Here is a 26551-nt window from a genome sequence, read left to right as displayed (position 1 = left end):
GTGGCCGGTCATGGACGAGACCCTTACCGAACGGGAGCGGCGGATCCTGGCGGATATCGAACGCAACCTGGCGGTCGACCACGGCCTGGACCGGCGCCTGCGGGCCGGCGGTCTCGGACTGCGCGGGCTCTGGTACCGGGCGGTCCTGGTCGACGTGGTGCTCGCGGCGGCCTGCGTCGCCGCGACCGCGCTGAGCCTGGCCGCGGCCCGGACCGGCCTCGCCGCCCTGGCGCCGGTCTGCGTGGCGCTGTGGGCGGTGACGGCCCTTTTCCTGGCCCGGAGCGTGTTCCTGCATCTGCGCAGATCCCCGCCCGGGTCCTGAGTCCGCCCGAAGGTCAGCGGGGGTCCAGGCCCTCCAGCATGTCCGGCAGCTCCTGGCTGTGGATGACCCCGAGGCTCTTCGTCGCGCGGGTGAGCGCGACATAGAGGTCGTTCACGCCGCGGGTGTGCGCCGCGAGGATCTCCGCGGGCTCCACGACGAGAACCACGTCGAACTCAAGTCCCTTGGCCTGGGCGGCCGTCAGCAGGACGACGGGGGAGTCCAGTGCCGATGGGTCGTCAGTTGCGGTGACGCCGTCCAACTCGGTGAGTGCACCGATCAGTTCGGCCGGCCACCCGGGAGCGTGGACGATCGCCATCCGGCGGCCGTCCAGGGCCGCGATCTCCTTCTCGACGGCGGCGCGCAGCGCCGGTCCTCGGTCCTCCTCGGGGATGCGGAGGCTCCACGGGCGGATACCGCCGCTGCGCACCGCGGTGGGGCCGGTGAGCGCCGGGTCGACCGCCCGCAGGACGCCCTCGGTGACCCGCATGATCTCGGCCGGGGTCCGGTAGTTGACGGTGAGCTCCACCGTGCGCCAGCGTCCCGCCGTGTACTCGTCGAGCGCCTCACCCCAGGAGCTCAGCCCGGCCGGCGCCCCGGTCTGCGCCAGGTCGCCGACGATCGTCATGGAACGGCCGGGGCAGCGGCGGGTCAGCAACCGCCAGTCCATGGGGGAGAGTTCCTGCGCCTCGTCCACGATCACGTGCCCGAAGCCCCAGGTCCGGTCCTCGGCCGCGCGCTCGGCCAGGGGAATGAGCGCCTCCTCGCCGCGGTACTGGCGCGCCAGCATCTCCGCGTCCATCTCGGCCAGCCCCACGCCGAAGTCGTCGAGCACGATGCTCGCGAATTCCAGCTCCCGGGCCTCGGTGGCGGCATCGGCCCGGCGGGACGCCTTGCTGCCGGGAAGCGGGCCGAGCAGTTCGGCGGCCTCGTCGAGCAGGGGGACGTCTGCGGTCGTCCAGGCGGTGGCCTCCAGGTCCGGGCCCGGGTGTTCGCGCAACAGCGCGGCGCGTTCGGCCCCGGAGAAGTCCGGCATGGCCTGCGCCAGCAGGTCCGGGGAGCCGAACAGGGAGGTGAGCAACTGCTCCGGGCTCAGCAGCGGCCACAGCCTCTCGGCCAGGGCCCGGAAATCGGGCTCGTCGACGAGCGTGTCGGCGAGGTCGGCCACGGCGTCCAGATCCATGGCCGCGCCCTGGTCCTCGGCAGCCCGGCTCTTGGCGATCCGCAGGGCCAGCTCGGAGGAGAGCCGCTCGACCAGGTCGAAGTGGGCCACGTTGTGGGGTTCGTGGGAGCGGTGCGCGGCGGCGTGGGCCCGCTCGCAGAGGGCCCGGTCGATCTGGAGTTCGTCCTGGTGGGCCGACCTTCTGCCCACGGTGATGGTCAGTGGTTCCTCGGGCAGCCACCGGAGGCCGTCAAGTGCGGCGGCGAGCACCCGCGCCATCCGTGCGTCGCCCTTGACGGCGGCCGCGGCCGCCGTCTCCGTGTCGGTCCCGGTCACACCCGGGTAGAGCGTGCCGATGCTGCTCAGCACGACTTCGCTCTCGCCGAGCGCGGGCAGCACCTGGTCGATGTAGCGCAGGAACGTCCGGTTCGGCCCGATGACCAGCACGCCGCGCTTGGCCAGCCGGTCGCGGTGGGTGTAGAGCAGGTACGCGGCGCGGTGCAGGGCGACCACGGTCTTGCCGGTCCCCGGACCGCCCTGCACGACCAGCACGCCGCCGAGCTCGGAGCGGATGACCCGGTCCTGCTCGGCCTGGATGGTGGAGACGATGTCGCCCATCCGCCCGGTCCGGGCCGCCGTCAGCGAAGCGAGCAGGGCGGTCTCCCCGCTGAGCTCGGAACTGTCCCGGCCCTCCAGGGCGCGCATGCCGAAGGCGTCGTCGTCGAAGTCGACGACGGTCCGGCCCTTGCTGCGCAGGTGCCGTCGCCCGGCCACACCGCCGGGCGCGGCGGGTGTCGCCCGGTAGAACGGCTCCGCGGCCGACGCGCGCCAGTCGGTGAGGAGCGGCTCGTGGTTCTCGTCCGCCAGAGCGATCCGGCCGATGTACTGCCGCTCGCCGTCGGCGCTCTCGATCCGGCCGAAGCAGAGCCCGTACTCGGCGGCGTGCAGCTCCGAGATCCGACGGGTGTGGTGGACCTCCAGCGCGTCGCGCTCCAGGCGCGACTGGAAGGTTCCGCCCCTTTCCCGGAGATGGATCTCGCGCAGCCGCTGCGCCGCGAGCTCGCGCTGGGCGTCGAGGCGGTTGTACAGCCTGCCGACGTACTCGTTCTCCGCTCGCAGCTCTCTGGTCCGCCAGTCGGGCGAGGACGAGGAGGATGACGAAGGGACCAAGGCTAGCTCCATAGAGTCTGTTCGCAGCACAAAGACCTGGCTCGACGATCCCCCGCGTGCTGCACGCGGCACATTTCCGCAGATCACGGCCCAGGCCGACGATTCTGCGGCATGACCGGGGCCTTGCCGCAAGCCCCCTCGTACGCTATAGGTTAGTAGTGGCGAGGAGTGGGTTTCCTCCTTCCCCTTCCCCTCCGGCTCGGCTACTGCGGCAGACGCAGTCCTGCGACGAGGAGTCCGACCAGTCGACGGGCGTCGTAGCGGGGATTGGTGTCCGCGCCGATGCAGAGGTTGCCGACGCCGTGCATGAGTTCGAGGGCGTCCTGGTCGGAGCGGATCTCGCCGTCGGCGGCTGCGGCTTCGAGCAGTTGGGTGCAGACGGGTACGAGCCGGTCGAGGAAGTAGGCGTGCAGCGCCTCGAAACCGGCTTCGTCGGAGCGCAGTGCGCCGGCCAGTCCGTGCTTGGTGACCAGGAAGTCGACGAAGAGGTCGATCCATTGCCCCAGCGCGGCGTAGGGGGTCGCGCTGCTGACCAGCAGGGCCGGGCCGGCCTCGGCGCAGGCTTCGACCTGGTGCCGGTAGACGGCGATGATGAGATCCGCCCGGGTCGGGAAGTGGCGGTAGATGGTGCCCGTTCCGACGCCGGCCTTGGCTGCGATGTCCCGTACCGGTGCTTCCACGCCCGAGGTCAGGAAGATCGCCGCGGCCGCGTCGAGCAGGGTCTGCTTGTTGCGTTGGGCGTCCGCCCGCTTGGGCCGGGCCGCCTGCCCGGTCTCCTCGTCGCCGTGATTCACCGTGCTTGTCCTCTCCACTGCTGGGCTTGCGATACGGAACAGTGTTCCGTATCGTTAACGGAGCAAGGTTCCGTTTACGCGATTATCGCAGAGTTCAGGAGACGCGCTCATGCAGTACCGCACGTTGGGCCGTACCGGTGTCCAGGTCAGCTCGCTCGCGCTCGGCGCGATGAACTTCGGCCGGATCGGACGCACCACCCAGGACGAGGCCACCGCCATCGTCGACGCCGCCCTCCAGGGCGGGATCAACCTCATCGACACCGCCGACATGTACGGCAGTGGCGAGTCGGAGGAGATGGTCGGCAAGGCCGTCACCGGCCGCCGCGACGACATCGTGCTGGCCACCAAGGCGACCATGCCGATGGGCGAGGAGCGCAACCACCGGGGCAGCTCGCGCCGCTGGCTGGTCACCGAACTGGACAACAGCCTGCGCCGCCTCGGCGTCGACCACGTCGACCTCTACCAGATCCACCGGTGGGACCCGACCACCAGCGACGAGGAGACGCTGTCCGCCCTGACGGACCTGCAGCGGGCCGGAAAGATCCGCTACTTCGGCTCCTCGACCTTCCCCGCCTACCGCATCGTGCAGGGCCAGTGGGCCGCTCGGGAGCACCACCTGAGCCGGTACGTCACCGAACAGCCCAGCTACTCGATCCTGCAGCGCGGCATCGAGAGCCACGTCCTGCCGGTGACCGAGGAGTACGGGCTCGGCGTGCTGGCGTGGAGCCCGCTGGCCTCGGGCTGGCTCTCGGGTGCGATCCGCGAGGGCCGGGAGGTCGCCACCAACCGTTCCGCGCTGATGCCGCAGCGCTTCGACCTCAGCATCCCGTCCAACCGGGCCAGGCTCGACGCGGTCGAGCAGTTGGCCAAGGTGGCGGACGAGGCCGGTCTGAAGATGATTCAGCTCGCGCTCGGATTTGTGACCGCGCACCCGGCTGTCACCAGCGCGATCATCGGCCCCCGCACGCTGGACCATCTGCAGACGCAGCTCGCCGCCGCCGACACCGTGCTCTCCGCCGACGTGCTCGACGCGATCGATGCGATCGTCGCCCCCGGTACCGACCTCGCCGCGCACGAGAAGTTCGACACCCCGCCCGCGCTGCTCGACCCGTCACTGCGGCGCCGCTGACCGCTCGTGCGGCGCGTGACCTGGCGCCCGGCATTCACTGGCCGGGGCCCTCGGCGAGGATGAGATCGGAGAGGTTGACCATGGAGGTGCGCATGTCGGCCCGGAGACCGGGCGAGACGACGCGGTGCACGAGCGCGCCGATCGGACCGAGGCCGATGCGGTAGCGGACGAGGTATGTCATCGCGGTGCCCTCGCCGCCGTCGGCGAGGACGACGGGTTCGAACGCGAAGACATTGGTCACGTCCTGCAGCGGGGCGAAGCCCGTTCCGGTGTCGACCCTGCGCCTGCCCGGGCGGACCTCGCGGACGGTCCAGGTGGAGCGGGTGGTGAGCGGACCGAGCGACTTGTTGCGCTCGCTGTAGGTGCGCCCCACCTCGGCGGCGCCGTGATGGTCGGTCACCTCCAGGACGGTGGGGACCCACTCGGCGTACCGGTCGGTCGCGGAGATCACCTCCCACACCCGCGACACCGGTGCGGGGATGACCGCGTTCTCGGAGACCTGGTACTCGACTGCCATCGGGGTGTTCCTTTCAACCGTTCAGGCGTGGGTTCAACCGTGGGCGAGGACGGCGTGCGCGGCGGCCTCACCGGAACGCACGGCGCCGTCCATGTAGCCGTTCCAGTGGTCGGAGTGTTCGGCGCCGGCCCAGTGCACGCGGCCGAACGGCCGGTCCCGCCATGAGCCCAGGCCGGTGAGGGTGCCGGGGGCGAGCACCGAGGTGGGGCCGCCGCGGGTCCACTCCTCCTGGGTCCAGTCCTGCTCGAAATAGTCGAGGGGCTGCAGCGCGTCCTTGCCGACCACCGTGGCGAATGCGCGCAGCACCGCGCCGCGCCGCTCCCGGGGCGGCCGGTGCGCCCAGGCGCGCCACTGCGGACCGCCGAGGAACCCCATCAGGACGCCAGGGCCGCCCTCGGGCGGCGTGTTGTCGAACATGCTGCAGATCGGCGAGGCCTGCCGGAACACGCCCTGGCCGTTCAGCCCGTCGGCGCGCCAGAACGGTTCGGGGTAGACGGCCTCGCACTTCATCAGTGAGCCGAAGGCCATGCGGGTGAACAGCGCGTCCTGCTGCGGCGGCAGCAGCGGGCGCCAGCTGATCCGGGCCGCCAGCAGCGGGGGGACGGCCACGACGACCTGCTTGGCGTGCCAGGTCTCGTCGTCGGTGGCCACGGTCACGGCGTCGCCGTCCTGCTCGATCGCGCGAACCGGCGCGTTGAGCACAACGCGCCCGTCCAGCTGCTCGGCGATGCGCTGGGAGATGAGCTGGGACCCGCCCAGGAACCGGGACTCCTGCGCGCCGCCGCTGACGCCGATGCCGCGCTCCAGGGTGCCCGGAGTGGTCTCGTTGCCGAAGCCGGCGATGTACCAGAGGCTGAACAGCAGCGAGGCCTCCGAAGCGGCGCCGCCGTAGGCCGATCCGAGGAACGCGTTGACCAGGTCCAGTGCTCCGGTGCCGACCGTGGTGCTCCTGATCCAGCTCTCGAAGGTCATGCTGTCCCACTGCCGGGCCCTGGCGGCCTGCCAGGGCGCGTCCAGGGGAACCTTTTTGGCGAGCTGGTTGATCCTCAGCTGGGCGATGCCGAGGTCGGGCAGCGACAGCAGGTCCGGTGGGATGTCGCCGCCGTAGCGCTGGGCCCGGCCTCCGTGGACGTAGACGGCCGATCCCTCGACGGCGGCGGGGTAGGTGTCGACGCCGACCTGCTTGGCCAGCGCGAGGATGTGATCCTGGGTCGGCCCGACGAACTGGCCGCCGGCCTCCACCACCCTGCCGCGGCCCAGGTCGTGGTTGAGGGTCCGCCCGCCGACCCGGTCGCGCGCCTCCAGGACGACCACGTCATGGCCCTCGGCCACCAGTTCGCGTGCGGCGGTGAGACCGGCCAGGCCGGCTCCGACGACCACGACGTCGGTGTGGCGCATCAGTTGACCTCCGTGGTGTCCAGGATGTCCAGGGCGGGTGCAGAAGCGGCGAAGCCGTCCGCTACGGCGAGGTCGAACGCGCCGTGGTCGCTGCCGAGCCCCTGGGCGACCAGCGCCGCCGCAGCGCAGCCGAGTACGGCCGCCTCCCGCAGCGGTCGGCCCAGGCCGATGCCGCGCAGGAATCCCGCTGAGAAGGCGTCGCCGCAGCCGGTGGTGTCGACCACGTCCACGGCGAACGCCGGTACGGCCGTCGTCGTGTCCGCGGTCATCACCAGTGCTCCGTGCGCGCCCCGGGTGACCGCGACGCAGCCGGCGCCCCGGTCGAGCAGGACGCGGACGCCCTCCTCAAGGGTGGCGGCGCCGGTGAGTCCGACTACCTGCTCCTCATTGGGGAGCAGGTAGTCCAGGTGCGGCAGTGCGGGGGCGATCCACTCGAACAGGCCGGGATCGCCGGGGGCGAGCAGGTCGGCCGAGGTGGTCACGCCGGCCGCTCGCGCGGGGGCGAGGATCTGGGCGGCGCCGTCGCCGCCCATGAGTTCGGGCGCACCCAGGTGCAGGTGGGTGGAGCGCGCGATCTCGGCGGTCGGGGCGTCGTCGGGGCCGTAGGCGAGGTTGGCGCCGAGCACATGGAAGGCCGGCCTGCTGCCGTCCGGGCGGATCGGCAGCACGGAGGCGGAGGTCTGGACCTCTGGGCGTCGGAGCACCAGGGAGGTGTCGACCCCGTACCTGGCGAGCAGGGACAGCAGCAGGTCGCCGATCGGGTCGGTGCCCACGGCGCCGGCGGTGCGGACCGCGGCGCCGAGCTTGGCCAGGGTGATCGCCGTCCCGGCGGCCGTTCCGGCCGGACTGAACCGGATCTGATCGACCAGCACCGCGTCCTGTCCCGGGGGGATGGCCTCCACCGGGAGTACCTGGACGTCGAATATGTGCGCGCCGAGCGAGATGATCGTCTGGGTCATGGGGAGCTCTCCTTCTCCATCGGGTGGGTGGTCCCGTAGCCGCGCCGCAGAGCCGCAGCGACGACTGCTGCCTGCTGGCCCTCGTCCAGGGCCCGTGGTGTGCCGATCCCGGCGGCACGCAGGTAGATGCCGCAGACCCACTCCAGCAGCAGCGCGTTCTCCACCGCCGCGGCCAGTGTCGGGCCGTGGACGACGGCGCCGTGATGGGCCATCAGCGCGGCCTGCCTGCCGTCCAGGGCGGTGAGCACGTGCTCTGCCAGCTCCCCGGTGCCGAACACGGCGAACGGTGCGACCCGTACCGATCCGCCGAGCAGGAGCTGCTGGTAGTGCACGCACGGCAGTTCGTCGAGGACCAGGGACAGCGACGTGGCCAGCGGAGCGTGCGTGTGCACCACCGCGCCCGCCCCGTACCGCCGGTAGATCCCCAGGTGCAGTTCGAGCTCGGAGGTGGGTTCCAGGCCCCCGGCGACCGGACGGCCGTCCGGTCCGACCACGGTCACGTGATCAGGGGTGGCCTCGCCGAGCACGAGACCGGTCGCGGTCACCGCGACCTGGTCGCCCGTTCGCACGCTGACATTCCCGGCGGTGCCGATCAGCAACCCGCGCGCGGCCAGTTCACGGCAGGTCGCGGCGACGGCACGCCGCTGCTCCAGGAGGTGATTCGCCTCTACCATGGCGAGAAGCTATCCTAAACCTGAACCAAAGTCACGTTTGATTTGAGGGGCACATGGTCGAGCTGGAACCGATCGAGGCCGACACCACCGCACCGCGGCTGCGTCGGACCCCGCGCCAGGCACGGGCCAAGGACAAGGTGGCCCGGGCACTGGTGGCGGCCGACCGGTTGCTCGCCGAGGAGGGCATCAACGCCCTGACCATCACCCGGGTCGCCGCCGAGGCCGGTGTCTCGGTCGGCGCGCTCTACCAGTACCTGCCGGACCGGGACGCCATCGTCGAGGCCCTGGCCGACCAGCACCTCGGTCGGCTGGAGGCGCTGATGGACTCGTTCGTGGCCACGGCGCGGCCCGAGGACCCGTCCGACCCGGTGGCCGTCCTGGTGGACGCCTTCGCCCACCACTACCGCTCCGAGCCCGGATTCCGGGCCCTGTGGTTCGGCCGCCATCTCACCGAGTGGACCAGTGAGGCCGACCGCCGCCACAAACGCGACATGGCGGCCGGTGTGCACCGGTTCCTCGTCGCACGGCTACTGCTGCCCGACAGCCCGGCCGCCGCGACGGCCTGCTACGTCGCGTTCCTCGCCGCCGACGCCGTGATCCAGGAGGCGTTCCGGGGTGACCCCGCCGACGCGGACGAGCTGCTCGACGCGCTCAAGTCCATGCTCCACGCTCAGCTCGACGGGTTCACCAGGTAGGTCGGGCCGTGGGGTGCCGGTCGGGTGACCGGCGCCCCTGGTGCCTCGGGTTCACTTCTGGGCCACCTCCCAGGCGAACCCGTCCGGGTCGGTGAACGGCTCGGAGTCGACGCCGATCGCGACCCGGTGCGATCCGCTGCCGTCCGCCGCGACGCCGGCGTCCTTGGCCAGGGCCTTGCGCCCGTACAGCGCCAGCTTGACGGGGCTGGAGGGCGTGGCGAACTCGACGTACTTGCTGCCGAAGCTCTTGGCCACGGTGAGGCCGCGGTCGACGTAGAACCGCTTGCTCGCGGCCATGTCCTCGACTCCCAGCAGGAGTGCGATCTCGTCGATCTCCCGGGTGGCCGGGCCCTTGTCCTTCTTCGACGAGGTCGCGACCTTCCAGATGGTGCCGTCCGGCGCCTGCACGACGCCGCCGTAGCCCCAGAGGGACTTCGCGGGAGCCTTCAGCGGTGTGGCGCCGGCGTCGAGGGCGGCGCCGATGAGGGTGTTGACGGTGGACGGCTGGGACACGATGAGCGACATCGTGAACCCGCGGAAGCCGGTCGTCGGTGCCTCGGAGGCCCGCAGGAGTACCCGGGAGCCCAGACCGAATGCCTCGTTGTAGAAGTGGTCGGCGGCCTTGGGGTCGGCCACGTCGAGGGTGACTGATTCGATGGAGTTCATGGGATTCACGCTAGTCGCGGCCCTGGAGCGGGTGCTTCTCCATTCCTGACCGGTTGCGCCGCAGCCGCGTACCCGGGGAGCCGATCGGCTCCCCGGGCCGTCCCGCTGGTTCAGCCGTTCGCGGGCTGCAGGTCGATCTGGTGCCGGTCGGTCGCGAGGATGGCGGGAAGGGGCAGTCCGCTGCTGCTGTCCAGGCGCATCAGGGTTGCCGAGACGTTGGCCGGTCCCGGCTTCAACGCTGTTCCGTCTCCGGGCTTCTCCTGATTCACCCAGGTGTGCTCCAGGCCGTCGCAGACTGCCGCGGTGCCGCCGACGCTGTGCTGCACGGACTCCTTCTGCACGCTGCTGGAGACGAAGACCGGCCCTCGGCCGGCCCCGGCCGAGCAGCGGTACGTACCCGAGAGGGTGAGGGTCCCGTCCCTGGAGACCGTCCCGGTCGGATTCGCGGATACCGTACCTGCCGAGGGGTCGGCGGCAGCCGCCGAAATGTGGAGGGCGCCGCTCACAAGAGCCGCCGCGAGTGTCGCTGTGGCCAGCGTTTTCTTCATCATGATCTACTCAACGCGGTGCGGTCGGATCCAGTTACGGGAGCCGATCGTGGACTCGACGAAGGATGGCGGGCATGTCGAACACCAGGCACGCGAACTCCGTTCACACCGTCAAGGTCACGCTGCGGGACTCCAGCCCGCCGATCTGGCGCCGTCTGGAGGTGCCCTCGCGCGGCACGCTGGCGCAACTGCACCAGGTGATCCAGCGGGCGTTCGGCTGGCAGGACTACCACCTGTGGGACTTCGAGACCCCGCAGGGCCGTTACGGCGTCGCGGACCGCGACCTCGACATCCGCAGCGCCGCCGCCCAGCGCCTCGACCAGGTGGCCCCGCGGGTCGGCGCGCGACTCCGCTACACCTACGACTTCGGCGACAACTGGGAACACGACCTGCTGGTCGAGTCCATCGCCGCGGCCGAGCCGGGAACCGCCTACCCCCGCTGTCTCACCGGCCGCTGGGCCGGCCCGCCCGAGGACTGCGGCGGCATCGGGGGATACCAGGAACTCATCGCGATCCTCGGCGACCCCCAGCACGAGGACCACGACGAACGCCTGGAATGGCTCGGCTTCGACACCGCCACCGAGTTCGACCCGGCCGCCTTCGACCTGGCCGGGACCAATGCGGCACTGTCCGACCTGGCGACCGTCCTGGTCCAGAGCTGACGACGCGCGACAATCGGAGCGGCACTGACCGGATGGAACAGGTGGAACGGATGAAGGAGCAGCGCATGAGTGGACGGGTCGTCGTCACCGGGGGCAGTGGGAAGCTCGGGCGCGCCGTGATCGCGGACCTGACCGCCCACGGCCGACAGGTCGTCAATGTCGACACGGCTGCGCCGGCTGAACAGATCTGTCCGTTCGTCAAGGTCGATCTCACCGACTTCGGACAGGTCGTGGGGGCTCTCACCGCGGTGGACGACCGCTACGCGCGGGTGGACGCCGTCGTGCACCTCGCCGCCATTCCCGCACCCGGGCTGCGTCCCAACGCGGCGACCTTCGCCAACAACGTCCCGGCCTCGTACAACGTGTTCGCCGCCGCGCGGGTCGCCGGGATCCGCAATATCGTCTGGGCCTCCAGCGAGACCGTACTCGGCCTGCCCTTCGACACCCCGCCGCCGTACGTTCCGGCCGACGAGGGGTACCCGCCGAGCCCGGAGAGCACCTACTCCCTGGGCAAGCACCTGGAGGAGCAGATGGCCGCTCAGTTCTGCCGCTGGGACCCGGAACTGAAGATGATCGGACTGCGCTTCTCCAATGTGATGGACGTCGTGGACTACGCCGACTTCCCCTCCTACGACGCCGATCCGGCCCTGCGCAGCTGGAACCTGTGGGGCTACATCGACGCCCGCGACGGGGCCCAGGCCGTGCGCCTGGCCCTGGACCACCAGGCCGCCGGGGCCGACGTCTTCATCATCGCCAGCCCCGACACGGTGATGTCGCGGCCCAACGACGAACTGCTCAAGGCCGTCTACCCGGACGTCCCGCGGCGGCGCGAGGTCGGCCCGCACGAGACGCTGCTCTCCATCGACAAGGCCCGGAGGGTGCTGGGCTACCGCCCGGCGCACAGCTGGCGCGACGAGGTCGGCGCCCGGTAGGACGGCGCCGGTGGTGCGCGGTTCATCACTTCTGCTGCTCAAAGTCATCAGATTCCGCTGTTGGACAGCTTAATTCTCGACCGGCAGACTCGACATCGGATCCTGACACGAGAGGTGGACCGATGGAGTACCGCACGTTGGGCAGCACCGGCACGGTGGTGTCCGCGCAGTGTCTGGGCACGATGACGTTCGGCAAGGAGAGCAGCGAGGAGGCGTCCCACGCCCAGCTCGACCGGTTCGTCGAACGCGGAGGGAACTTCATCGACACCGCCGACGTGTACTCCCGCGGGGTGTCGGAGGAGATCATCGGCCGCTGGCTGGCGGCCCGGCCGGGGACGCGGGACCAGGTGGTGATCGCGACGAAGGGACGCTTCCCGATGGGGGAGCGGCCCAACGACGCCGGCCTGACGCGCACTCACCTGTCCCGGGCCCTGGACGCCAGCCTGCGGCGGCTCGGGGTCGAGTCCGTCGACCTCTACCAGGCGCACGCCTGGGATCCGCTGACCCCGATCGAGGAGACGCTCGGCTTCTTCGACGACGCGGTGCGGGCCGGCAAGATCCGGTACGCGGGCGTCAGCAACTTCCTCGGCTGGCAGCTGCAGAAGGCGTCGTTGCTGGCGCGGTTCCACCGGCGCGCGCCGATCGTGACGCTGCAGCCCCAGTACAACCTGCTCACCCGGGACATCGAGTTCGAGCTGGTGGACGTCTGCCGCAACGAGAACATCGGGATCCTGCCGTGGTCGCCGCTGGCCGGCGGCTGGCTGACCGGGAAGTACCGGCGCGACCAGAGCCCGACCGGTGCGACCCGACTGGGTGAGGACCCGCGGCGCGGCATGGAGGCCTATGCCCCGCGCAATGCGCAGGAGCGCACCTGGCAGGTCATCGAAACGCTGCGGCAGGTCGCCGAGGGACGCGGAGTGTCGCTGTCGCAGGTGGCCCTGGCCTGGGTCGCGGACCGGCCCGCCGTCACCTCGGTGATCCTCGGCGCGCGCACGCTCGAACAGCTCGACGACAACCTCGCCGCCGCCGACCTGCACCTGTCGGAGAAGGAGACGGCGCAGCTGGACGAGGCCAGCTCGCCGGTCGTGTCCGACTACCCGTACGGCGTACCCGGTGTCCAGCAGCGCTCGCGCTCCCTGGACCCGGCCGACTGACGGGCCGGGGGAATCCCGCACCGAACGAAGCGACGGTACGGTGTGGCTATGACGCACCTCACCGCCGAGGCGCCCGGTCCGGGGCCGGTCGAGTTCAGCACGGTCGGGCTGCCCGACCAGCGGCGTATCGAGTTGTGGGAGGGCCACAACGCCGAGGCGCTGATCGGTCTGCGCTGCCGGACGATCGACGCGACCGCGTTCGAGGCCACCGAGCTCAACGTCCAGCTCGACCGGGTCCAGCTGGCCCGGGTGCGCGGGACCTCCCACGTGGTGGAGCGGGACGTCGAGGTGATCCGGCGGCGGCCGGCCGAGGCGATCGCCCTCTACTTCAGCCTGGCGGGCGAGGCGTTCTTCTACCACCGGGACGGCGTCCGGGTGGTGCGTCCGGGCCAACTGCTGATCTGCGACGCCGATCGGCCGTTTGTGCGCGGCTTCTCGCGCGGGCTGGAGGAGCTGGTCGTCAAGGTTCCCCGTGAGGTGTTCGCCGGGGTGACGGGTGTCGCGCGGCTGTCCGATCCGATCGTCGTCGACTTCGGCGAGGGCGGGAGCGCGTATGCCGCCGCGCTCGCCCGCCAGGTCGGGCGCGCGGCGCGGACCGTCGATCCGGTGGCCGCCGACGAGCGCACGGTGCTCGAACTGGTGGCGGAGCTGGCCACCGGCGGCCGCGACCGGCTGTCGCCGGCCCATCTGGCCGCCGCGCGCGCCTTCATCGGGAGCCGCCTGGCCGACCCGGGGCTCTGCGCGGCGCAGGTGGCCGCGGGCATCGGCATCAGCACGCGGCAGCTGTCCCGGGTCTTCGCCGAGGAGGGCACCACGCTGCCCAAGTACGTCCTGGAGCGGCGGCTGGCGACCGCGCGCGCCATGCTGCGCGGGCCCAAGGCCGTGTCGATGACGATCGCCGAGGTCGCGCACGCCTGCGGCTTTGTCTCGGCGGACCACTTCTCGCGCGCTTTCGGCGCCCGCTTCGGCGAGCGGGCCGGCGATGTGCGGCGCCGGGCGGCGGCGGCGCGAGCCGTGCAGACTGACTAGAAAGGCCAGTCCTGTCGCTATTCGCCGACTACGGAGTTCCGGCTTCGGCATTCCACCGTGGCGGCACGACAGTGTCAGTCACAGACCGGCAGAGCGGCCGGTCACGGCGGAAGGCGGAGCAGCGATGCCCGTGTTCGACGACGGCCAGACCGAGACCGAGGTTCCGGTGGGGGTGGTCGAGACCGACGTGCTGGTCGTGGGGTCCGGCCCGGCCGGTTCCGCCGCGGCGCTGTTCCTGGCGGAGCTCGGGATCCCGAACATCATGATCACCAAGTACCGGTGGACGGCGAACACCCCCCGCGCGCACATCACCAACCAGCGCGCGATGGAGATCTTCCGGGACATGGGCATCGAGGACCAGGTGCTCGCGGACGCCACCGACCACGCGCTGGTGGGCGACACGGTCTTCTGCACCTCGATCGCCGGTGAGGAGATCGGCCGGATCCGCACCTGGGGCACCAGCCCGGCCCGGGAGGCCGACTACCAGCTCGCCTCGCCGTGCCTGACGGTGGACATCCCGCAGACCTACCTGGAACCGATCCTGGTCAGGAACGCGACGGTGCGCGGGACCCAGGCGCGGTTCTCCACCGAGTACCTGTCGCACACCCAGGACGCCGACGGCGTGGACGTGCGGGTGCTGGACCGGCTCACCGGCAGCGAGTACACGATCCGCGCCCGGTACCTCATCGGCGCCGACGGCGCCCGCTCGAAGGTGGCCGCCGACATCGGCCTGCCCTACCAGGGGCGGATGGACATCGCCGGCTCCATGAACATCACCTTCAAGGCCGACATCGCGCCGTACGTGGGTCACCGTCCCTCGGTGCTCTACTGGGTGGTCCAGCCGGGCTCGAACGTGGGCGGCATCGGGGCCGGGCTGGTGCGGATGGTGCGGCCGTGGAACGAGTGGCTCATCGTGTGGGGCTACGACATCGACGACGAGCCGCCGACCGTCGACGAGGCCGCCGCGAAGCAGATCGTCCGCAACCTGCTCGGCATGCCGGAGCTGGAGGTCGAGATCACCGGGACCTCGCTGTGGGGCAACAACGAGATGTACGCGACGCACCTGCAGCAGGGCCGGGTGTTCTGCGCCGGTGACGCCATCCACCGGCACCCGCCGAGCAACGGCCTGGGCTCCAACACCTCGGTGCAGGACTCGTACAACCTGGCCTGGAAGCTGGCCGCGGTGCTCCGCGGTCAGGCCGCGCCCTCGCTGCTGGACACCTACTCGGCCGAGCGCGCGCCGGTCGCCGAACGGATCGTCAAGCGGGCCAACAAGTCCAGCCGTGAGTTCGTCGACATCTTCGTGGCGCTGGGCGTCACCGAGGCGAAGAACGAGGCCGAGATGATCGAGCAGATCGAGCAGATCGAGGAGCGCAAGGCCAACACCCCCGAGGGCGCCGCCAAGCGCGCCGCGCTGGTCGCGGCGATGGAGCTGAAGAACTACGAGTTCAACGCCCACGGTGTCGAGCTCGGCCAGTTCTACCGGTCGTCCGCGATCGTCTCCGACGGCTCCCCGCCGCCCGTGCCGACCCGGGACCCGGATCTCTACTACCAGGCGTCGACCGTGCCGGGCTCGCACCTGCCGCATGCGTGGGTGGGCGACAACCGGCGCAGGTTCGCGATGATGGACCTGGCGCCGTACGACCGCTTCACGCTGATCACCGGCATCGCAGGCGAGGCCTGGGCGGCGGCGGCCGACAAGGTGGCACAGGAACTCGGCGTACCGTTGGCGACGGTCGTCATCGGCCCGGGCCGTGAGGTCACCGACCTCTACTACGACTGGGCCAAGGTGCGCGAGGTGGAGGAGGCGGGAGCCCTGCTGGTCCGACCCGACAAGCACATCGCCTGGCGGAGCGGCTCGTTGCCGGCCGACCCGGTGCGGGCACTGCACGACGCGCTCGCGTCCGTGCTGGGCCGGAACGGGGTCTGAGAGATGCGCTTCGAGCACGAGGGACTGGCCCAGCGGGTGCTGTTCGGGTCGGGCGAGGCAGCGCAGGCGGTCGCCGCGGAGACCGAACGCCTGGACGCCCGGCGGGTGATGGTCATCGCCGGCAAGGGCGAGCGCGAACTGGCCGAGTCCGTCACGGCCGGACTGCCGGTGGCCGTGCGCCACGACGAGGTGGTCATGCACGTACCCGTTGAGGTGGCCGAGCGGGCCAGGTCCGTGGCCGCCGCCCATGACGTCGACGCGATCGTGTGCGTCGGCGGCGGGTCCACCACCGGGCTGGCGAAGGCGGTCGCGCTCACTGCGGGCGTCCCGATCGTGGCGGTGCCGACGACCTACGCCGGGTCGGAGGCCACCAACGTCTGGGGGCTGACCGAGGGCGCGAAGAAGACCACCGGGGTCGACGCCCGGGTGCTGCCGCGCGCGATCGTCTACGACGCGAGCCTCATGCTCGGCCTGCCGGTCGCGATGAGCGTCGCCTCGGGGCTCAACGCGCTGGCGCACTGCGTCGACTCGATGTGGGCGCCGCGCGCCGACCCGATCGACCGGGCGCTCGCCGCTGAGGGCATCCGCGCACTGCGCATCGGCCTGCCGCAGGTGGTCGCGGCCCCGCGGGGGCTGGAGGGGCGCGAGTACGCGCTCTACGGCGCCTACCTGGCGGCGGTGGCCTTCGCGTCGGCCGGCTCCGGGCTGCACCACAAGATCTGCCATGTGCTGGGCGGCAGGTTCGACCTGCCGCACGCCCAGACGCATGCCGTCGTCCTGCCGTACGTCCTGGCGTTCAACGTGCCGAACGCACCCGAGGCCGAGCGCCGTATCGCCGTGGCCTTCGACGCCCGGACGGCAGTCGAGGGTCTGCGGCAGCTCCGTACCGAACTTGACGCCCCGACAGCCCTGCGCGACTACGGGCTGAGCGAGGCCGACATCCCCGACGCGGTCGAGGCGATCCTGCCGGCCGTGCCCGCCGACAACCCCACCCCCGTCGACTCCCACAACCTCGCGCGCCTGCTGCACGCGGCGTGGGAAGGAGCAGACCCCCGATGAGCGCCGACACCCCCGAGCCGGTCTCCGCCGAGCCGGTCTCCGCCGAGCCGGTCTCCGCCGAGCAGCAGGCGCGCGAGGCGGAGCTGACCGCGCGCGTGCTCGCCTCCTTCGACGGCACCGCCGACCCCCGGCTCAGGCAGCTGATGCAGGCGGCGGTCAGGCATCTGCACGCGTTTCTGCGCGAGGTGCGGCTGAGCGAGGACGAGTGGCAGCAGGGCATCGAGTTCCTGACTGCGGCCGGGCACATCACCGACGAGCGGCGGCAGGAGTTCATCCTGCTGTCGGACACGTTGGGCGCCTCGATGCAGACGATCGCGATCAACAACGAGGCGTACGCCGACGCCACCGAGGCGACCGTCTTCGGCCCGTTCTTCGTGGACGACGCCCCGCTGGTCGAGCTCGGCGGCGACATCGCCGGCGGCGCGAACGGTCAGCCGTGCTGGGTCGAGGGGACGGTCGTCGACACCGGCGGCAAACCCGTGCCGGGCGCGCGGATCGAGGTCTGGGAGGCCGACCAGGACGGCTTCTACGACCTGCAGTACGACGACGACCGCACGGCGGGACGGGCACACCTCTTCAGCGCCGAGGACGGTTCGTTCCGGTTCTGGGCGATCACCCCCACGCCCTACCCCATTCCGCACGACGGCCCGGTCGGCAGGATGCTGGCGGCGACCGGGCGTTCACCGATGCGCGCCTCGCACCTGCACTTCATGGTGAGCGCGGAGGGGCTGCGGACCCTGGTGACGCACATCTTCGTGCGCGGCGACGAGCGGCTGGACAGCGACAGCGTCTTCGGCGTCAAGGAGTCGCTCGTCAAGGACTTCCACGAGCAGACCCCCGGCACCCCCACCCCGGACGGCCGCGACCTCGGGGACGCCGGCTGGGCGAGGGTCCGCTTCGACATCGTCCTGGCCCCGGACCAGGTCTGATCCGGGGCCAGCGGGTGTCCGCCTACCCGATGACGTCGATCTGGTCGAAGTCCGGGGCGTAGGCGCCGGGGTTGGAGAAGGTGACGGTGTTGCTGCCGGCCGACAGCGGCAGGGTGACCGTCGTCCAGCCGGGGTCGATGAAGCCGCCGGTGGGCGGGAAGGTCACCAGTTGCGCCGTCCCGCCGTTGACCGACACATACGCCTGCCGGGCAGTGGAGTCGCCGTTGGCGTAGGCGATGACTGCCTGGTGGTTGCCGGAGGTCGTGGACTGGACCGAGGTGAAGGCGAGTGTGCCGCCCTCGCCCACGAAGCCGACGCTCCGGCCGCCCGAGCAGTAGGTGCAGCTCTGCGCCGCGGCGCCGCCGCTGAGGGTGGTGGCCGAGGACTCGGCCTCGTAGCCGGTGGTCGTGCTGACGCTCAGACCGGACCACTGCTGGGAGGGCTGGCCGTCGCAGCCCTGGATGACGATGCCGGTGCCGTTGGCCGTGCCGCCCGAGGCGGAGTCCAGGCACAGCCCGGACTGGGTGCCGACGACCGTGCCGTCGGACCGCACCGACCACTTCTGGTTGGCTCCGCCGTTGCAGGGAAACAGCTCGACGGCGGTGCCGGCGGCGGTCGCGGAACCCGTCACGTCCAGGCACTCGGTGGCGCCGTTCACCCGGAGTTCGCCGGTCGAGGTGGGCGTCCAGAGCTGGTTGGCGCCGCCGCCGCAGCTCCACAGTTCGGTCCTTGCGCCGGGATCGGTCCCGTTGTCGTACACGTCGAGGCACTTGCCGGAGCCGGCGCCGACCAGTTCGGCGGTGCCGCCGGTGCCGGACGCCGGGACGGCCCGGATCAGCGTCACTCCGCCGGGCGGCACGGCGGTCGCGGTGTAGCTGCCGCTCGCCGTCCCCAGCGAGGCGCCGGTCCACAGGTCGGTGAGGTTCGCGCTGCCGTAGAGGCCGAGTTTCAGCAGTGAGACGCCGACGTTCTTGGCGACGGAGGTGTTGGTGTTGAACAGGCCGATGACGTACGCGCCGCTGCTCTCCCGTTTGGCGAAGACCTGGGTGACGCCGTCGCTGCTGATCCGGGTGGCGTCCACGCCGTCCTGGTCGACCGCGAGCACGTCGGTGTTCTTCAGGTAGCCGAGGTCGGTCGAGTCGAGACTGGTGAGATCGCTGCCGAGGAGCAAGGGCGAGGCGGCCAGTGACCAGAGGCTGAGCTGGGTCTGCCGCTCGGGCGCGGTGAGGCCGTCGTTGCTGCCGTTGCCCAGCTCGATCGAGTCGTAGTCGTTCCAGCCACCGGTGTTGCCGAACGGCTGCCAGGTGGCGGCCTGGTCGAACCTGAGCTTGACGTTGCCGTAGTCGGTGAGCGGGAAGCTGCCGCTGCCGCAGTAGCACTCGACGTCGTCACCGGTGCGCCAGCCGTTGGAGTACTGCTGCCAGGTGGCGGCGTCGGAGATGCTGAGCTGGTTGGAGAGTTCCAGGTGGATCTGGCGGCCGGTCTGCTGCAGGGCCGTGGACCACGCCTGGACGTCGGAGACGTAGGAGGGGCCCACTCCGTCGATCTTGAGGTAGTCGACGCCCCAGCCCGCGAACTGGTCGGCCCAGGAGTTGACGAAGGCCTGCGCACCCGGCTTGGTGTAGTCGATGCCGACCATGCCGGCGCAGTTGTAGTTCTTCTCGCTGCTGCTGGTGGCGATGTCATCGGCGTGGTAACTCGTGCCGAGGATCGGCGTGTTGAGCGTGACGGCCTGGTGGGAGATGCCCGGCGTCACATAGAGGCCGAACTTCAGCCCCAGCGAGTGCACATAGGCCGCCACCGCCTGGATGCCGTTGGTGGAGCCGGAGGCCGGGAACTTCGACGCGTCGGTCACCCAGCGCCCGTAGCCGTCTACGTTGGGGCCCTGGCTGCCCGGGCACTGGTACCAGAAGTCGTCGACGTTCACGTAGCTGTAGCCGACCGAGCTCAGCCCGCTGTTCCTGAGCGCCGCGGCCTGTGCCTCGATGGCGGAGGCGGTGGGGTTCTTCCTGAGGTAGCTCCAACTGCTCCAGCCCAGTGCGGGCTTCTGGCCGATCCCGTTGCTCTCGGCGTGCACGGGCTGGGGCGCGGTGAGGGGGAGGGCGAGCAGCGCGGCGAGCAGCAGGGCCAGCGTTGTGAGCACCGCAAGCAGGTTGCGGGGCGCTGATCTGCCACGGGACGTGAGGGACATGTGGGGGTCCTTCGGGTCGGGAGTGGGCAGTGCAGGGGGTGTTGACAGGCCGGATCCGTCCGACGGCGCTCACATCGCCACCGGACCGATCCGCTTCAGGGTGTGTCAGGGTGCCGCGTTCATCAGGTCGACGGCGCTCTGCTGGCGGGCGGCGTCCGTCGTGTCCAGCGGCCCGGCCCAGTGCAGCCCGTACGCGTCGAGTGCGTTGCGGTCGTTGGCGTAGGCGGACGCGGCCTGCCGTTGGAGGTAGGCGGTGTAGGGGCGGTCGGACAGTTGGGCGTTGAAGGCGCTGAGCCCGCGGACGGCGGCGCCCTTGAAGGAGGGGCCGTCGGCGCCGCAGTCGCCGCCCTCGCACGGGTCGCGCAGGATCCCGCCGGAGTTCAGCGACGTGGTTGTGGTCATCGCGTCCGCGAGCTGTCGGCCCCGGGTGAGCAGGGCCGGGTCGGTGGCGGCCCGGTACAGCTCGGCCAGACCGCCGAGCAGCACACCCTGGTTGTAGGACCAGACGGCCTGCCCGTTGTTGGCGCAGGTCGAGGTGGTGAGGCCGTCGTTCACCAGGTTGGAGCCGTTGATCATGCCGGTGCCGGAGAACCACGACCACTCCGCGCGCGCCCGGCCGAGGTAGACCGAGTCACCCGCGATGCGGTTGTGCAGCGCGGCGTTCAGCTCCAGGTAGAGGGAGTTGGCGATGGCGTTCTTATAGGTCCTGGCGGTGCTCCACCACACTCCGCCGCCGCACACCGAGTCCCAGTACTGCGCCATCCGGTCCGCGTCGGCGCGGGCGGTGTTCAGGTACCTGCTGTCGCCGGTCAGGTCGTACGCGTCGACCCAGGCCAGCCCCCACCAGCCGGTGTCGTCGTTGTAGTCGTCGGTGAAGTTGCCGCTCTGGGCCGACAGTTGCAGGTTGTAGGTGGTGGCGATGGCGTACGTGTAGCTGGCCATCCCGGTCACCCGGATGTTGTCGATGACAGCGGTCAGCGCATTGGCCGAGTTCCACCAGCCGGTGGTGTCGAACAGGCCGGTGCCGAGGTTGTACGACTCCATCAGCGCGGTCACCGCCGCGGTCGGGCGGCTGTAGGCGTTCCAGGTGGTGCGGGCCCAGGGCGTGCAGGCGATCTCGGTGCGGTCACCCGCCTTGCCGCAGGCCCGGAGTGCGCCGACGCCGAGATTGTTCCAGTCGTCGACGTTGTACATCAGGGTGCGCCAACCCCCTTGCCCGGACGGCACGGTGGTGTCTCCCAGCTTGCTGCCCGAGCTCCAGGTCCGGCCGCCGTCGAAGGACCGGTCCAGCCACACCTCGTCGTTCGGGCTGGCGGTGGCGATCGAGGCCCAGCCCATCGCGTCGGTGTCGTCGACGTGCAGCACGACGGTCCGGCCGTAGATCGTGGCCGTCACCGGCTGCCGGTCCTGTGGGGAGAGGGCGGGGTCGCGGCCGTCGCAGTACTTGTTGCAGATGGTCGTCCCGGCCGCGGCTGCGACCGCGGTACTCCCGGAGCCGGACACCGACAGGATCAGGGCTGCCATCACGCCGAGCCAGATTATGGCCGTTCTGCACCAAGTTGACCGCATGTCAGCTCCGGAGAGGTGGGGTCGCGCGTGCGAGGTTCTGGGGGTTTGGGTGCCCTTTGGGGACACACTTCACCATAGTGATGCATACGCGTCAATGGTCTGGACCATTCTGAAAGGCGGGGAAGCCGGCCGCCGCCGAGGGTTGCACTGTGGGAAGCCAATGTTTTTACTGTGGCCGCGCGGGAGATTTCGAAGGTTTGCAGTGGTTCTCATCTGCAATCTTAGGGAGTTCTTAGCATTTCACCCTGGAATTGCCTGCCTGACCGGGTATTGACCCCCGTTCGTCAATTCTGCTTTGCTTCTGCCCGGCAGCCCATACACCACTTGAGGTGGTGTCACATGGGAGATCCCCCGGGACTGCCTGATCCCTGACTCCACGACAGCTCCGCCGGTACGCCGTCCGTTCCATTCGTAGGCGAAGTCTCTACGGGGCGACACCCCTCACCCCGTACAGGGGGGACTGCGCCTGCCCCGGGACGGTGCGGGACACCGCGGAGCTGTCGTGGACCAGGCACTGGGGGAGCGGCCGGCACCGAATGCTCAACCCCTGTTCCATGCACGCGATCCCGTGTCGCCCACCGGCGTACACGCCATCAGCATGAGAGGAACCCTCAGCCATGGGGACACCCCACACCCCGCTGCGCCCACGCCGACCGGTCCTGACCGGGCTGCTCGGTCTGGCGCTGGCCGCCGTCGGCTTGGCCGCCGCCGCACCGCAGGCCGGTGCCGCGCTCGGCGCGCACCCGCAGACCCACTCGGTCGCCAACCCCTACAGCCCCGCCTACCAGCACTCCTACCGCCACGGCGTGGTGCCCACCCGGCAGCAGAACACCAAGATGAAGGACTGGGCGGCCGCTCAGATCTCTCCCAACGTGGCCACCGGCCCCGAGACCCTGTCCTACGGCGGCGGCATCGACGGCATCGGCGTCCAGAGCGGCCACTCCAAGGTGTACCTGGTCTTCTACGGGACCCAGTGGGGTACCAAGAGCACCAACTCCGCCGGGGATTCGACGTTCTCCGGCGACGCCGACGGGGCCGCCCCGGTGGCCCAGGAGATGTTCAAGGGCATCGGCACCGGCAGCGAACTGTGGTCCGCGGACCTGACCCAGTGGTGCGACGGGCCCAACGTGTCCACCGGCGCCACCAGTTGCCCCAGCAACGCCACCTTCGTGCCCTACCAGTCCGGGGGTGTGCTGGCCGGGGTGTGGTACGACAACGCCGGCGCCTCGCCCAGCGCCGCCAGCGGCCACCAGCTCGGCGTCGAGGCGGTGAACGCGGCCGCGCACTTCGGCAACACCACCGCCGCCGCCAACCGCGACGCCTACTACGTGATCCTCTCACCGCACGGGACCAACCCCGACAGCTACCAGGGCCAGTACTGCGCCTGGCACGACTACAACGGCGACTCCACGCTGACCGGCGGCGCGGTCTCCTCCAGCTACGGCGACATCGCCTTCAGCAACCAGCCCTACAACATGGACTCCGGCTCCGGCTGCGGGGTGGGCTTCATCAACTCGCCCGGCACCCTGGACGGGTGGACCATGACGCTGGGCCATGAGTGGCACGAGATGATGTCGGACCAGAACCCGGCCGGGGGCTGGACCAACAACACCGGCAGCTCCTACAACGGCCAGGAGAACTCCGACGAGTGCGCCTGGCTGTCGCCGGGCACCACGGGCGGCGCCGCCAACGTGACCATGGGCACCGGTACCTTCGCCGAGCAGGCCAGCTGGTCCAACGACACCAACGCCTGCGCCATCACGCACCCGATCGTCGGCGGCGGCAGCACCGGCAACACGGTGACCGTCACCAACCCGGGCAGCCAGAGCACCACCGTCAACACCGCGGTCTCGCTGCAGATCAACGCCAGCGACTCCGGCAGCGGCCAGACCCTCACCTACTCGGCCACCGGTCTGCCGGCCGGACTGTCCATCAGCTCCTCCACCGGCCTGATCTCCGGTACCCCCACCGCCACCGGCAGCTCCTCGGTCACCGTGACCGCCAAGGACGGCACGTCGGCCACCGGCAGCACCTCGTTCAGCTGGGCGGTCACCAGCTCCAGCGGTGGCGGCGGCGTGACCAACGGCGGCTTCGAGACCGGCAGCCTGTCCGGCTGGACCTCGACCGGGACCACCACTGTCATCACGTCGGCCGCCCACAGCGGCAGCTACGGCGCGATGGTCGGCTCCACCAGCCCGTCCAACACCTCCTCGGTGGCGCAGACCTTCACCGCGCCCACCGGCAGCACCAAGCTGTCCTTCGACTACAACGTGACCTGCCCGGACACCGTGACCTACGACTGGGCCACCGCCACGCTGAAGGACAACACCTCCGGGACCACCACCACGGTGCTGGCCAAGACCTGCGTGTCCTCCTCCGGCTGGATCACCAAGTCCGCCACGATCACCGCGGGCCACTCCTACACCCTCACCCTGACCAGCAAGGACGACAACTACCCGGGTGACCCCACGTACACCTACTACGACAACGTCACCGTCTCCTGATCGCCGTCTCCTGACCCGGGCGCCCCACGCGGCGCCCACTGAACACCGGTGACCGTGTCCCGGGAGGGAACCCCTCCCGGGACACGGCCGTCCCATCCCCGGATACCCGAACTGCCCCGCCCCGCACCGACCGAAAGGGCCACCATGACCTCCAGGCCCGTCCCAGCACACCGTGGCACCCTGGCCGCCATCCTCCTTATGGCGCTGGGCCTGGCAGGCTGCGCCTCCACCCTGGCGCAGACGCCTCAGCCGCCCGCGTCCGCCTCGCCGAGCAGCTCGGGCCCGCGCCAGGTCACCCTGGACGAACACGCCTCCGGCGGCACCGTCACGCTGCCGGTGGGCTCGACCCTGCAGATCACCCTGCACAGCACCTACTGGAAGCCCCCGACCAGCTCCGCCGTCGCGGTACTCCGGCCGCTCGGCCCCGCCGTCCCCGCGGTCACGCCGACGGCCTCCGGCTGCCACCCCGGCTCGGGCTGTGGCACCCTCAGCGCCGGCTTCACCGCCCTGCGCAGCGGAACGGCCACCGTGACCGCCTCGCGCACCAGTTGCGGAGAAGCCATGGCGTGCCCTCCGGCCCAACGCACCTTCACCGTCACCGTCCAGGTCTCCGCCCGGTGATCAGTGCCTGGTCGTGCGGGCCAGGTGGTCGAGCGGGAGCGGTCCGCGACTGAGCACGGTGCGGATGGCGAAGGTGCTGCGCGCGTCGGTGACCGGTTCGATGGCCAGGATGTCGTCCAGCAGCAGTCGCTCGTACGCGGCGAGGTCCGACACCGCCGCCTCGACGAGGAAGTCCGCCTCGCCGGAGACGACATGGCAGGCGACGACGGCGGGGATGGCGACGAGGGCGCTCTCGATCTGACGGGACGTCTCCCGCGAGTGCTGGGCGACCTTGAGAGCGATGAACACGGTCAGGCCCAGCCCGGCCCGGGTGCGGTCGAGTTCGGCGCGGTAGCCGCCGATGATCCCGTCCCCCTCCAGCGCCTTGGTGCGGCGAAGGCAGGAGGAGGGGGACAGGGAGACGGCCTCGGCGAGGTCCACATTGGCGATCCTGCCGTCCCGCTGCAAGCGATCAAGGATGGCGATATCGGTCTTGTCCAAGCGATCTTCTGGCATGAAATTCACTCTATGGTCTGAACGGCAGAATATTCCACCGCCCGAGTAGCTCTGGGCGCAGATATTTGCCATCGCGTGCCGCGCCTTTCGGAGCATGCTTCTCGCATGTCGCAGACACCGCATCTGTCCACCGTTCGTGGCACCGCCCTCTACATCGGCGCCCTGCTGGGACCCAGCGTCCTGCTGCTGCCCGGCCTCGCCGCCGACCTCGCCGGACCCGCGTCGATCCTCGCCTGGATCGGGCTGCTGGCGCTCTCGGCCCTGCTCGCGCGGGTGTTCACGGCCCTGGGCACGCTGCTGCCGAAGAGCGGCGGCGTGGCCGCGTACGCCGAAGCCGGGCTCGGACCCCGGGCCGGACGGGCGGTCGGCTGGTGCTTCCTGGTGGGGGTGGTCTGCGGGGCGCCGGTGGTCTGCCTGATCGGCGGCAGCTATGTCGCGGCCCCGTTCGGCGGCGGGCGGGCGTTGAGCGGGGGCGCGGCCGCCGTGCTGCTGGCCGTCGTGATCGCGCTGACCCTCGGCGGGGCCCGGGCCACGACCACCGCCCAACTGGTGCTGGTGGCCCTCCTGGTGGTCATGATCGCAGTCGCGGTCATCGGCTCCGCGCCGGCCGCGCGCACGGCGAACTGGACGCCGTTCGCGCCGCACGGCTGGTCCGCGCTGGGCAGTGCGGCCTCGGTGCTGATGCTGTCCTTCGTCGGCTGGGAGGCCATCGCCCCGCTGGTCACCCGGCTGCGCAACCCCTCGCGGCAGCTTCCGCGCATCATCCTGGCCGCCTTCACCGTGACCGCGGTCGTCTACCTCGCGCTGGCGTTCGCGACGATCTCGGTGCTCGGCGGCCGGGCCGGCGGCGCCGTCCCGCTGGCCGATCTGCTGCGCGTCGCGGTCGGCCCGGCGGGACCGGTGATCGCCGCGGCCGCGGCCGTGGCGCTGACCCTCGCCGCCACCAACGCCTACCTCTCGGGCGCCGCGGCCCTGGCGGCCGAACTGCGCGCCCGCCGCGGCCCGGCACCCACCGGGCGGCCCTCACGCGGCCTGCAACTCGGTGTCTTCGGCAGCGGCGCGCTGCTGCTCGGCGCCTCGGCGAGCGGCCTGGTCAGCACGGCGCAACTGGTGGCCCTGCCGACCACGCTGTTCCTCACCGTCTACCTGGGGTGCACGGCCGCGGCCATCCGGCTCACGGCCGGCCGTACCCGGCTGGCCGCAGCGGTGTCGTGCGCCGCGGTCGCGGTCGTGCTGGCCTTCGCCGGCTGGGCCCTGCTCGGCGCGGCCGTCGTCGTCGGCCTCGGCGCATCGACCCGTGTCTCCCGCCGCGAGCCATTGCCGCCGCAGTTCTCGCTGCCTCCCGTCCAGGCGCCGTCAAGGGTACGGACTGGGGCCGGCACCGGGGCTGCATCCGGCGGAATCCCGGGTTGATAACGGGGGGCCGGTGGATCACGCTGGCAGGG

The 26551-nt window shown here is 71.0% G+C and carries 24 protein-coding genes; 13 read left to right on the top strand and 11 right to left on the bottom strand.

Translation table 11 applies throughout. The features are described from left to right. Positions 1 to 10 precede the first annotated feature (10 nt). Positions 11 to 322 (top strand): DUF3040 domain-containing protein, encoded by a 312-nt coding sequence (locus tag ABH941_RS17020; protein WP_370130098.1) that lies wholly within the window; start codon positions 11 to 13, stop codon positions 320 to 322. Positions 323 to 335: 13 nt separating this feature from the next. Here ABH941_RS17020 and ABH941_RS17015 read toward each other — a convergent pair whose 3' ends face one another. Both ABH941_RS17015 and ABH941_RS17010 read right to left on the bottom strand, forming a co-directional pair. Next, positions 336 to 2651, bottom strand: coding sequence for an ATP-binding domain-containing protein (locus tag ABH941_RS17015; RefSeq protein WP_370130096.1), 2316 nt, complete (start codon positions 2649 to 2651; stop codon positions 336 to 338). Positions 2652 to 2854: 203 nt separating this feature from the next. Continuing rightward, entirely contained in the window at positions 2855 to 3445 is a 591-nt protein-coding gene (locus ABH941_RS17010) for a TetR/AcrR family transcriptional regulator (RefSeq protein ID WP_370130094.1), read from the bottom strand. Positions 3446 to 3554: 109 nt separating this feature from the next. Here ABH941_RS17010 and ABH941_RS17005 point away from each other — a divergent pair, with 109 nt between their 5' ends. Beyond that, positions 3555 to 4574 (top strand): aldo/keto reductase, encoded by a 1020-nt coding sequence (locus tag ABH941_RS17005; RefSeq protein ID WP_370130093.1) that lies wholly within the window; start codon positions 3555 to 3557, stop codon positions 4572 to 4574. Between the two features lie 34 nt (positions 4575 to 4608). On the opposite strand, the gene ABH941_RS17000 is transcribed toward ABH941_RS17005, so the two are convergent. From ABH941_RS17000 to ABH941_RS16985, 4 genes are read right to left on the bottom strand one after another with little or no spacing between them, the layout of a single operon-like run. After that, positions 4609 to 5091, bottom strand: coding sequence for an SRPBCC family protein (locus ABH941_RS17000; protein ID WP_370130092.1), 483 nt, complete (start codon positions 5089 to 5091; stop codon positions 4609 to 4611). 33 nt (positions 5092 to 5124) lie between these two features. Further along, positions 5125 to 6489, bottom strand: coding sequence for a flavin monoamine oxidase family protein (locus ABH941_RS16995; RefSeq protein WP_370130090.1), 1365 nt, complete (start codon positions 6487 to 6489; stop codon positions 5125 to 5127). After that, a complete protein-coding gene (locus ABH941_RS16990) occupies positions 6489 to 7448 on the bottom strand; it encodes a carbohydrate kinase family protein (RefSeq protein ID WP_370130089.1) in 960 nt (319 codons plus the stop codon). Before ABH941_RS16990 ends, ABH941_RS16995 begins: the two co-directional genes overlap by 1 nt. After that, positions 7445 to 8122, bottom strand: coding sequence for a class II aldolase/adducin family protein (locus ABH941_RS16985; RefSeq protein WP_370130088.1), 678 nt, complete (start codon positions 8120 to 8122; stop codon positions 7445 to 7447). Before ABH941_RS16985 ends, ABH941_RS16990 begins: the two co-directional genes overlap by 4 nt. Positions 8123 to 8175: 53 nt before the next feature. Here ABH941_RS16985 and ABH941_RS16980 point away from each other — a divergent pair, with 53 nt between their 5' ends. Continuing rightward, the gene (locus ABH941_RS16980; protein ID WP_370130087.1) at positions 8176 to 8817 is read left to right on the top strand and encodes a TetR/AcrR family transcriptional regulator; all 642 of its coding nucleotides are present in this window, start codon (positions 8176 to 8178) and stop codon (positions 8815 to 8817) included. 51 nt (positions 8818 to 8868) lie between these two features. Here ABH941_RS16980 and ABH941_RS16975 read toward each other — a convergent pair whose 3' ends face one another. Next, complete coding sequence (locus ABH941_RS16975) at positions 8869 to 9483, bottom strand: glyoxalase (RefSeq protein ID WP_370130085.1); 615 nt, start codon at positions 9481 to 9483, stop codon at positions 8869 to 8871. 110 nt (positions 9484 to 9593) lie between these two features. Then, on the bottom strand, positions 9594 to 10034 hold the full coding sequence (locus ABH941_RS16970; protein WP_370130084.1) for a DUF6299 family protein: 441 nt from the start codon (positions 10032 to 10034) through the stop codon (positions 9594 to 9596). Between the two features lie 71 nt (positions 10035 to 10105). On the opposite strand from ABH941_RS16970, the gene ABH941_RS16965 reads away from it, so the two are divergent. The 7 genes from ABH941_RS16965 (at position 10106) to ABH941_RS16935 (ending at position 17726) form a co-directional block, all read left to right on the top strand. Next, positions 10106 to 10693 carry a plasmid pRiA4b ORF-3 family protein gene (locus ABH941_RS16965; protein WP_370130083.1) on the top strand — a complete coding sequence of 196 codons (588 nt, stop codon included), beginning with the start codon at positions 10106 to 10108 and terminating at the stop codon, positions 10691 to 10693. 65 nt (positions 10694 to 10758) lie between these two features. Next, entirely contained in the window at positions 10759 to 11625 is an 867-nt protein-coding gene (locus tag ABH941_RS16960) for an NAD-dependent epimerase/dehydratase family protein (protein WP_370130082.1), read from the top strand. 122 nt (positions 11626 to 11747) lie between these two features. Continuing rightward, the gene (locus tag ABH941_RS16955; protein WP_370130081.1) at positions 11748 to 12779 is read left to right on the top strand and encodes an aldo/keto reductase; all 1032 of its coding nucleotides are present in this window, start codon (positions 11748 to 11750) and stop codon (positions 12777 to 12779) included. Between the two features lie 48 nt (positions 12780 to 12827). After that, entirely contained in the window at positions 12828 to 13808 is a 981-nt protein-coding gene (locus ABH941_RS16950) for an AraC family transcriptional regulator (RefSeq protein ID WP_370130080.1), read from the top strand. A gap of 124 nt (positions 13809 to 13932) precedes the next feature. Continuing rightward, a complete protein-coding gene (locus ABH941_RS16945) occupies positions 13933 to 15738 on the top strand; it encodes an FAD-dependent oxidoreductase (RefSeq protein WP_370130079.1) in 1806 nt (601 codons plus the stop codon). Between the two features lie 3 nt (positions 15739 to 15741). Then, the gene (locus tag ABH941_RS16940) at positions 15742 to 16797 is read left to right on the top strand and encodes a maleylacetate reductase (RefSeq protein WP_370130078.1); all 1056 of its coding nucleotides are present in this window, start codon (positions 15742 to 15744) and stop codon (positions 16795 to 16797) included. Further along, on the top strand, positions 16794 to 17726 hold the full coding sequence (locus ABH941_RS16935; RefSeq protein ID WP_370130077.1) for an intradiol ring-cleavage dioxygenase: 933 nt from the start codon (positions 16794 to 16796) through the stop codon (positions 17724 to 17726). The genes ABH941_RS16940 and ABH941_RS16935 overlap by 4 nt, the downstream gene beginning before the upstream one ends. Positions 17727 to 17748: 22 nt before the next feature. Here the strand turns inward: ABH941_RS16935 and ABH941_RS16930 are convergent, their stop codons facing one another. Both ABH941_RS16930 and ABH941_RS16925 read right to left on the bottom strand, forming a co-directional pair. Next, a complete protein-coding gene (locus ABH941_RS16930; protein WP_370130075.1) occupies positions 17749 to 19869 on the bottom strand; it encodes a ricin-type beta-trefoil lectin domain protein in 2121 nt (706 codons plus the stop codon). A 153-nt stretch (positions 19870 to 20022) separates the two neighbouring features. Further along, positions 20023 to 21441, bottom strand: a complete 1419-nt coding sequence (locus ABH941_RS16925; protein ID WP_370130074.1) for a glycoside hydrolase family 76 protein — start codon at positions 21439 to 21441, stop codon at positions 20023 to 20025. Positions 21442 to 22103: 662 nt separating this feature from the next. Here ABH941_RS16925 and ABH941_RS16920 point away from each other — a divergent pair. After that, positions 22104 to 23990, top strand: a complete 1887-nt coding sequence (locus ABH941_RS16920) for a putative Ig domain-containing protein (protein WP_370130073.1) — start codon at positions 22104 to 22106, stop codon at positions 23988 to 23990. Positions 23991 to 24134: 144 nt separating this feature from the next. After that, positions 24135 to 24611 carry a hypothetical protein gene (locus ABH941_RS16915; RefSeq protein WP_370130072.1) on the top strand — a complete coding sequence of 159 codons (477 nt, stop codon included), beginning with the start codon at positions 24135 to 24137 and terminating at the stop codon, positions 24609 to 24611. Here ABH941_RS16915 and ABH941_RS16910 read toward each other — a convergent pair whose 3' ends face one another. Further along, on the bottom strand, positions 24612 to 25106 hold the full coding sequence (locus ABH941_RS16910; protein WP_370130071.1) for an Lrp/AsnC family transcriptional regulator: 495 nt from the start codon (positions 25104 to 25106) through the stop codon (positions 24612 to 24614). Between the two features lie 105 nt (positions 25107 to 25211). Between ABH941_RS16910 and ABH941_RS16905 the strand changes: the two genes are divergently transcribed. Further along, on the top strand, positions 25212 to 26519 hold the full coding sequence (locus tag ABH941_RS16905) for an APC family permease (protein WP_370130070.1): 1308 nt from the start codon (positions 25212 to 25214) through the stop codon (positions 26517 to 26519). Positions 26520 to 26551 lie beyond the last annotated feature (32 nt).

The sequence above is a fragment of the Streptacidiphilus sp. EB103A genome, from assembly GCF_041261405.1.
GTDB lineage: Bacteria > Actinomycetota > Actinomycetes > Streptomycetales > Streptomycetaceae > Streptacidiphilus.
Note: the sequence above shows the minus strand (reverse complement) of the source record. Positions and strands in the feature narration are given on the sequence as shown.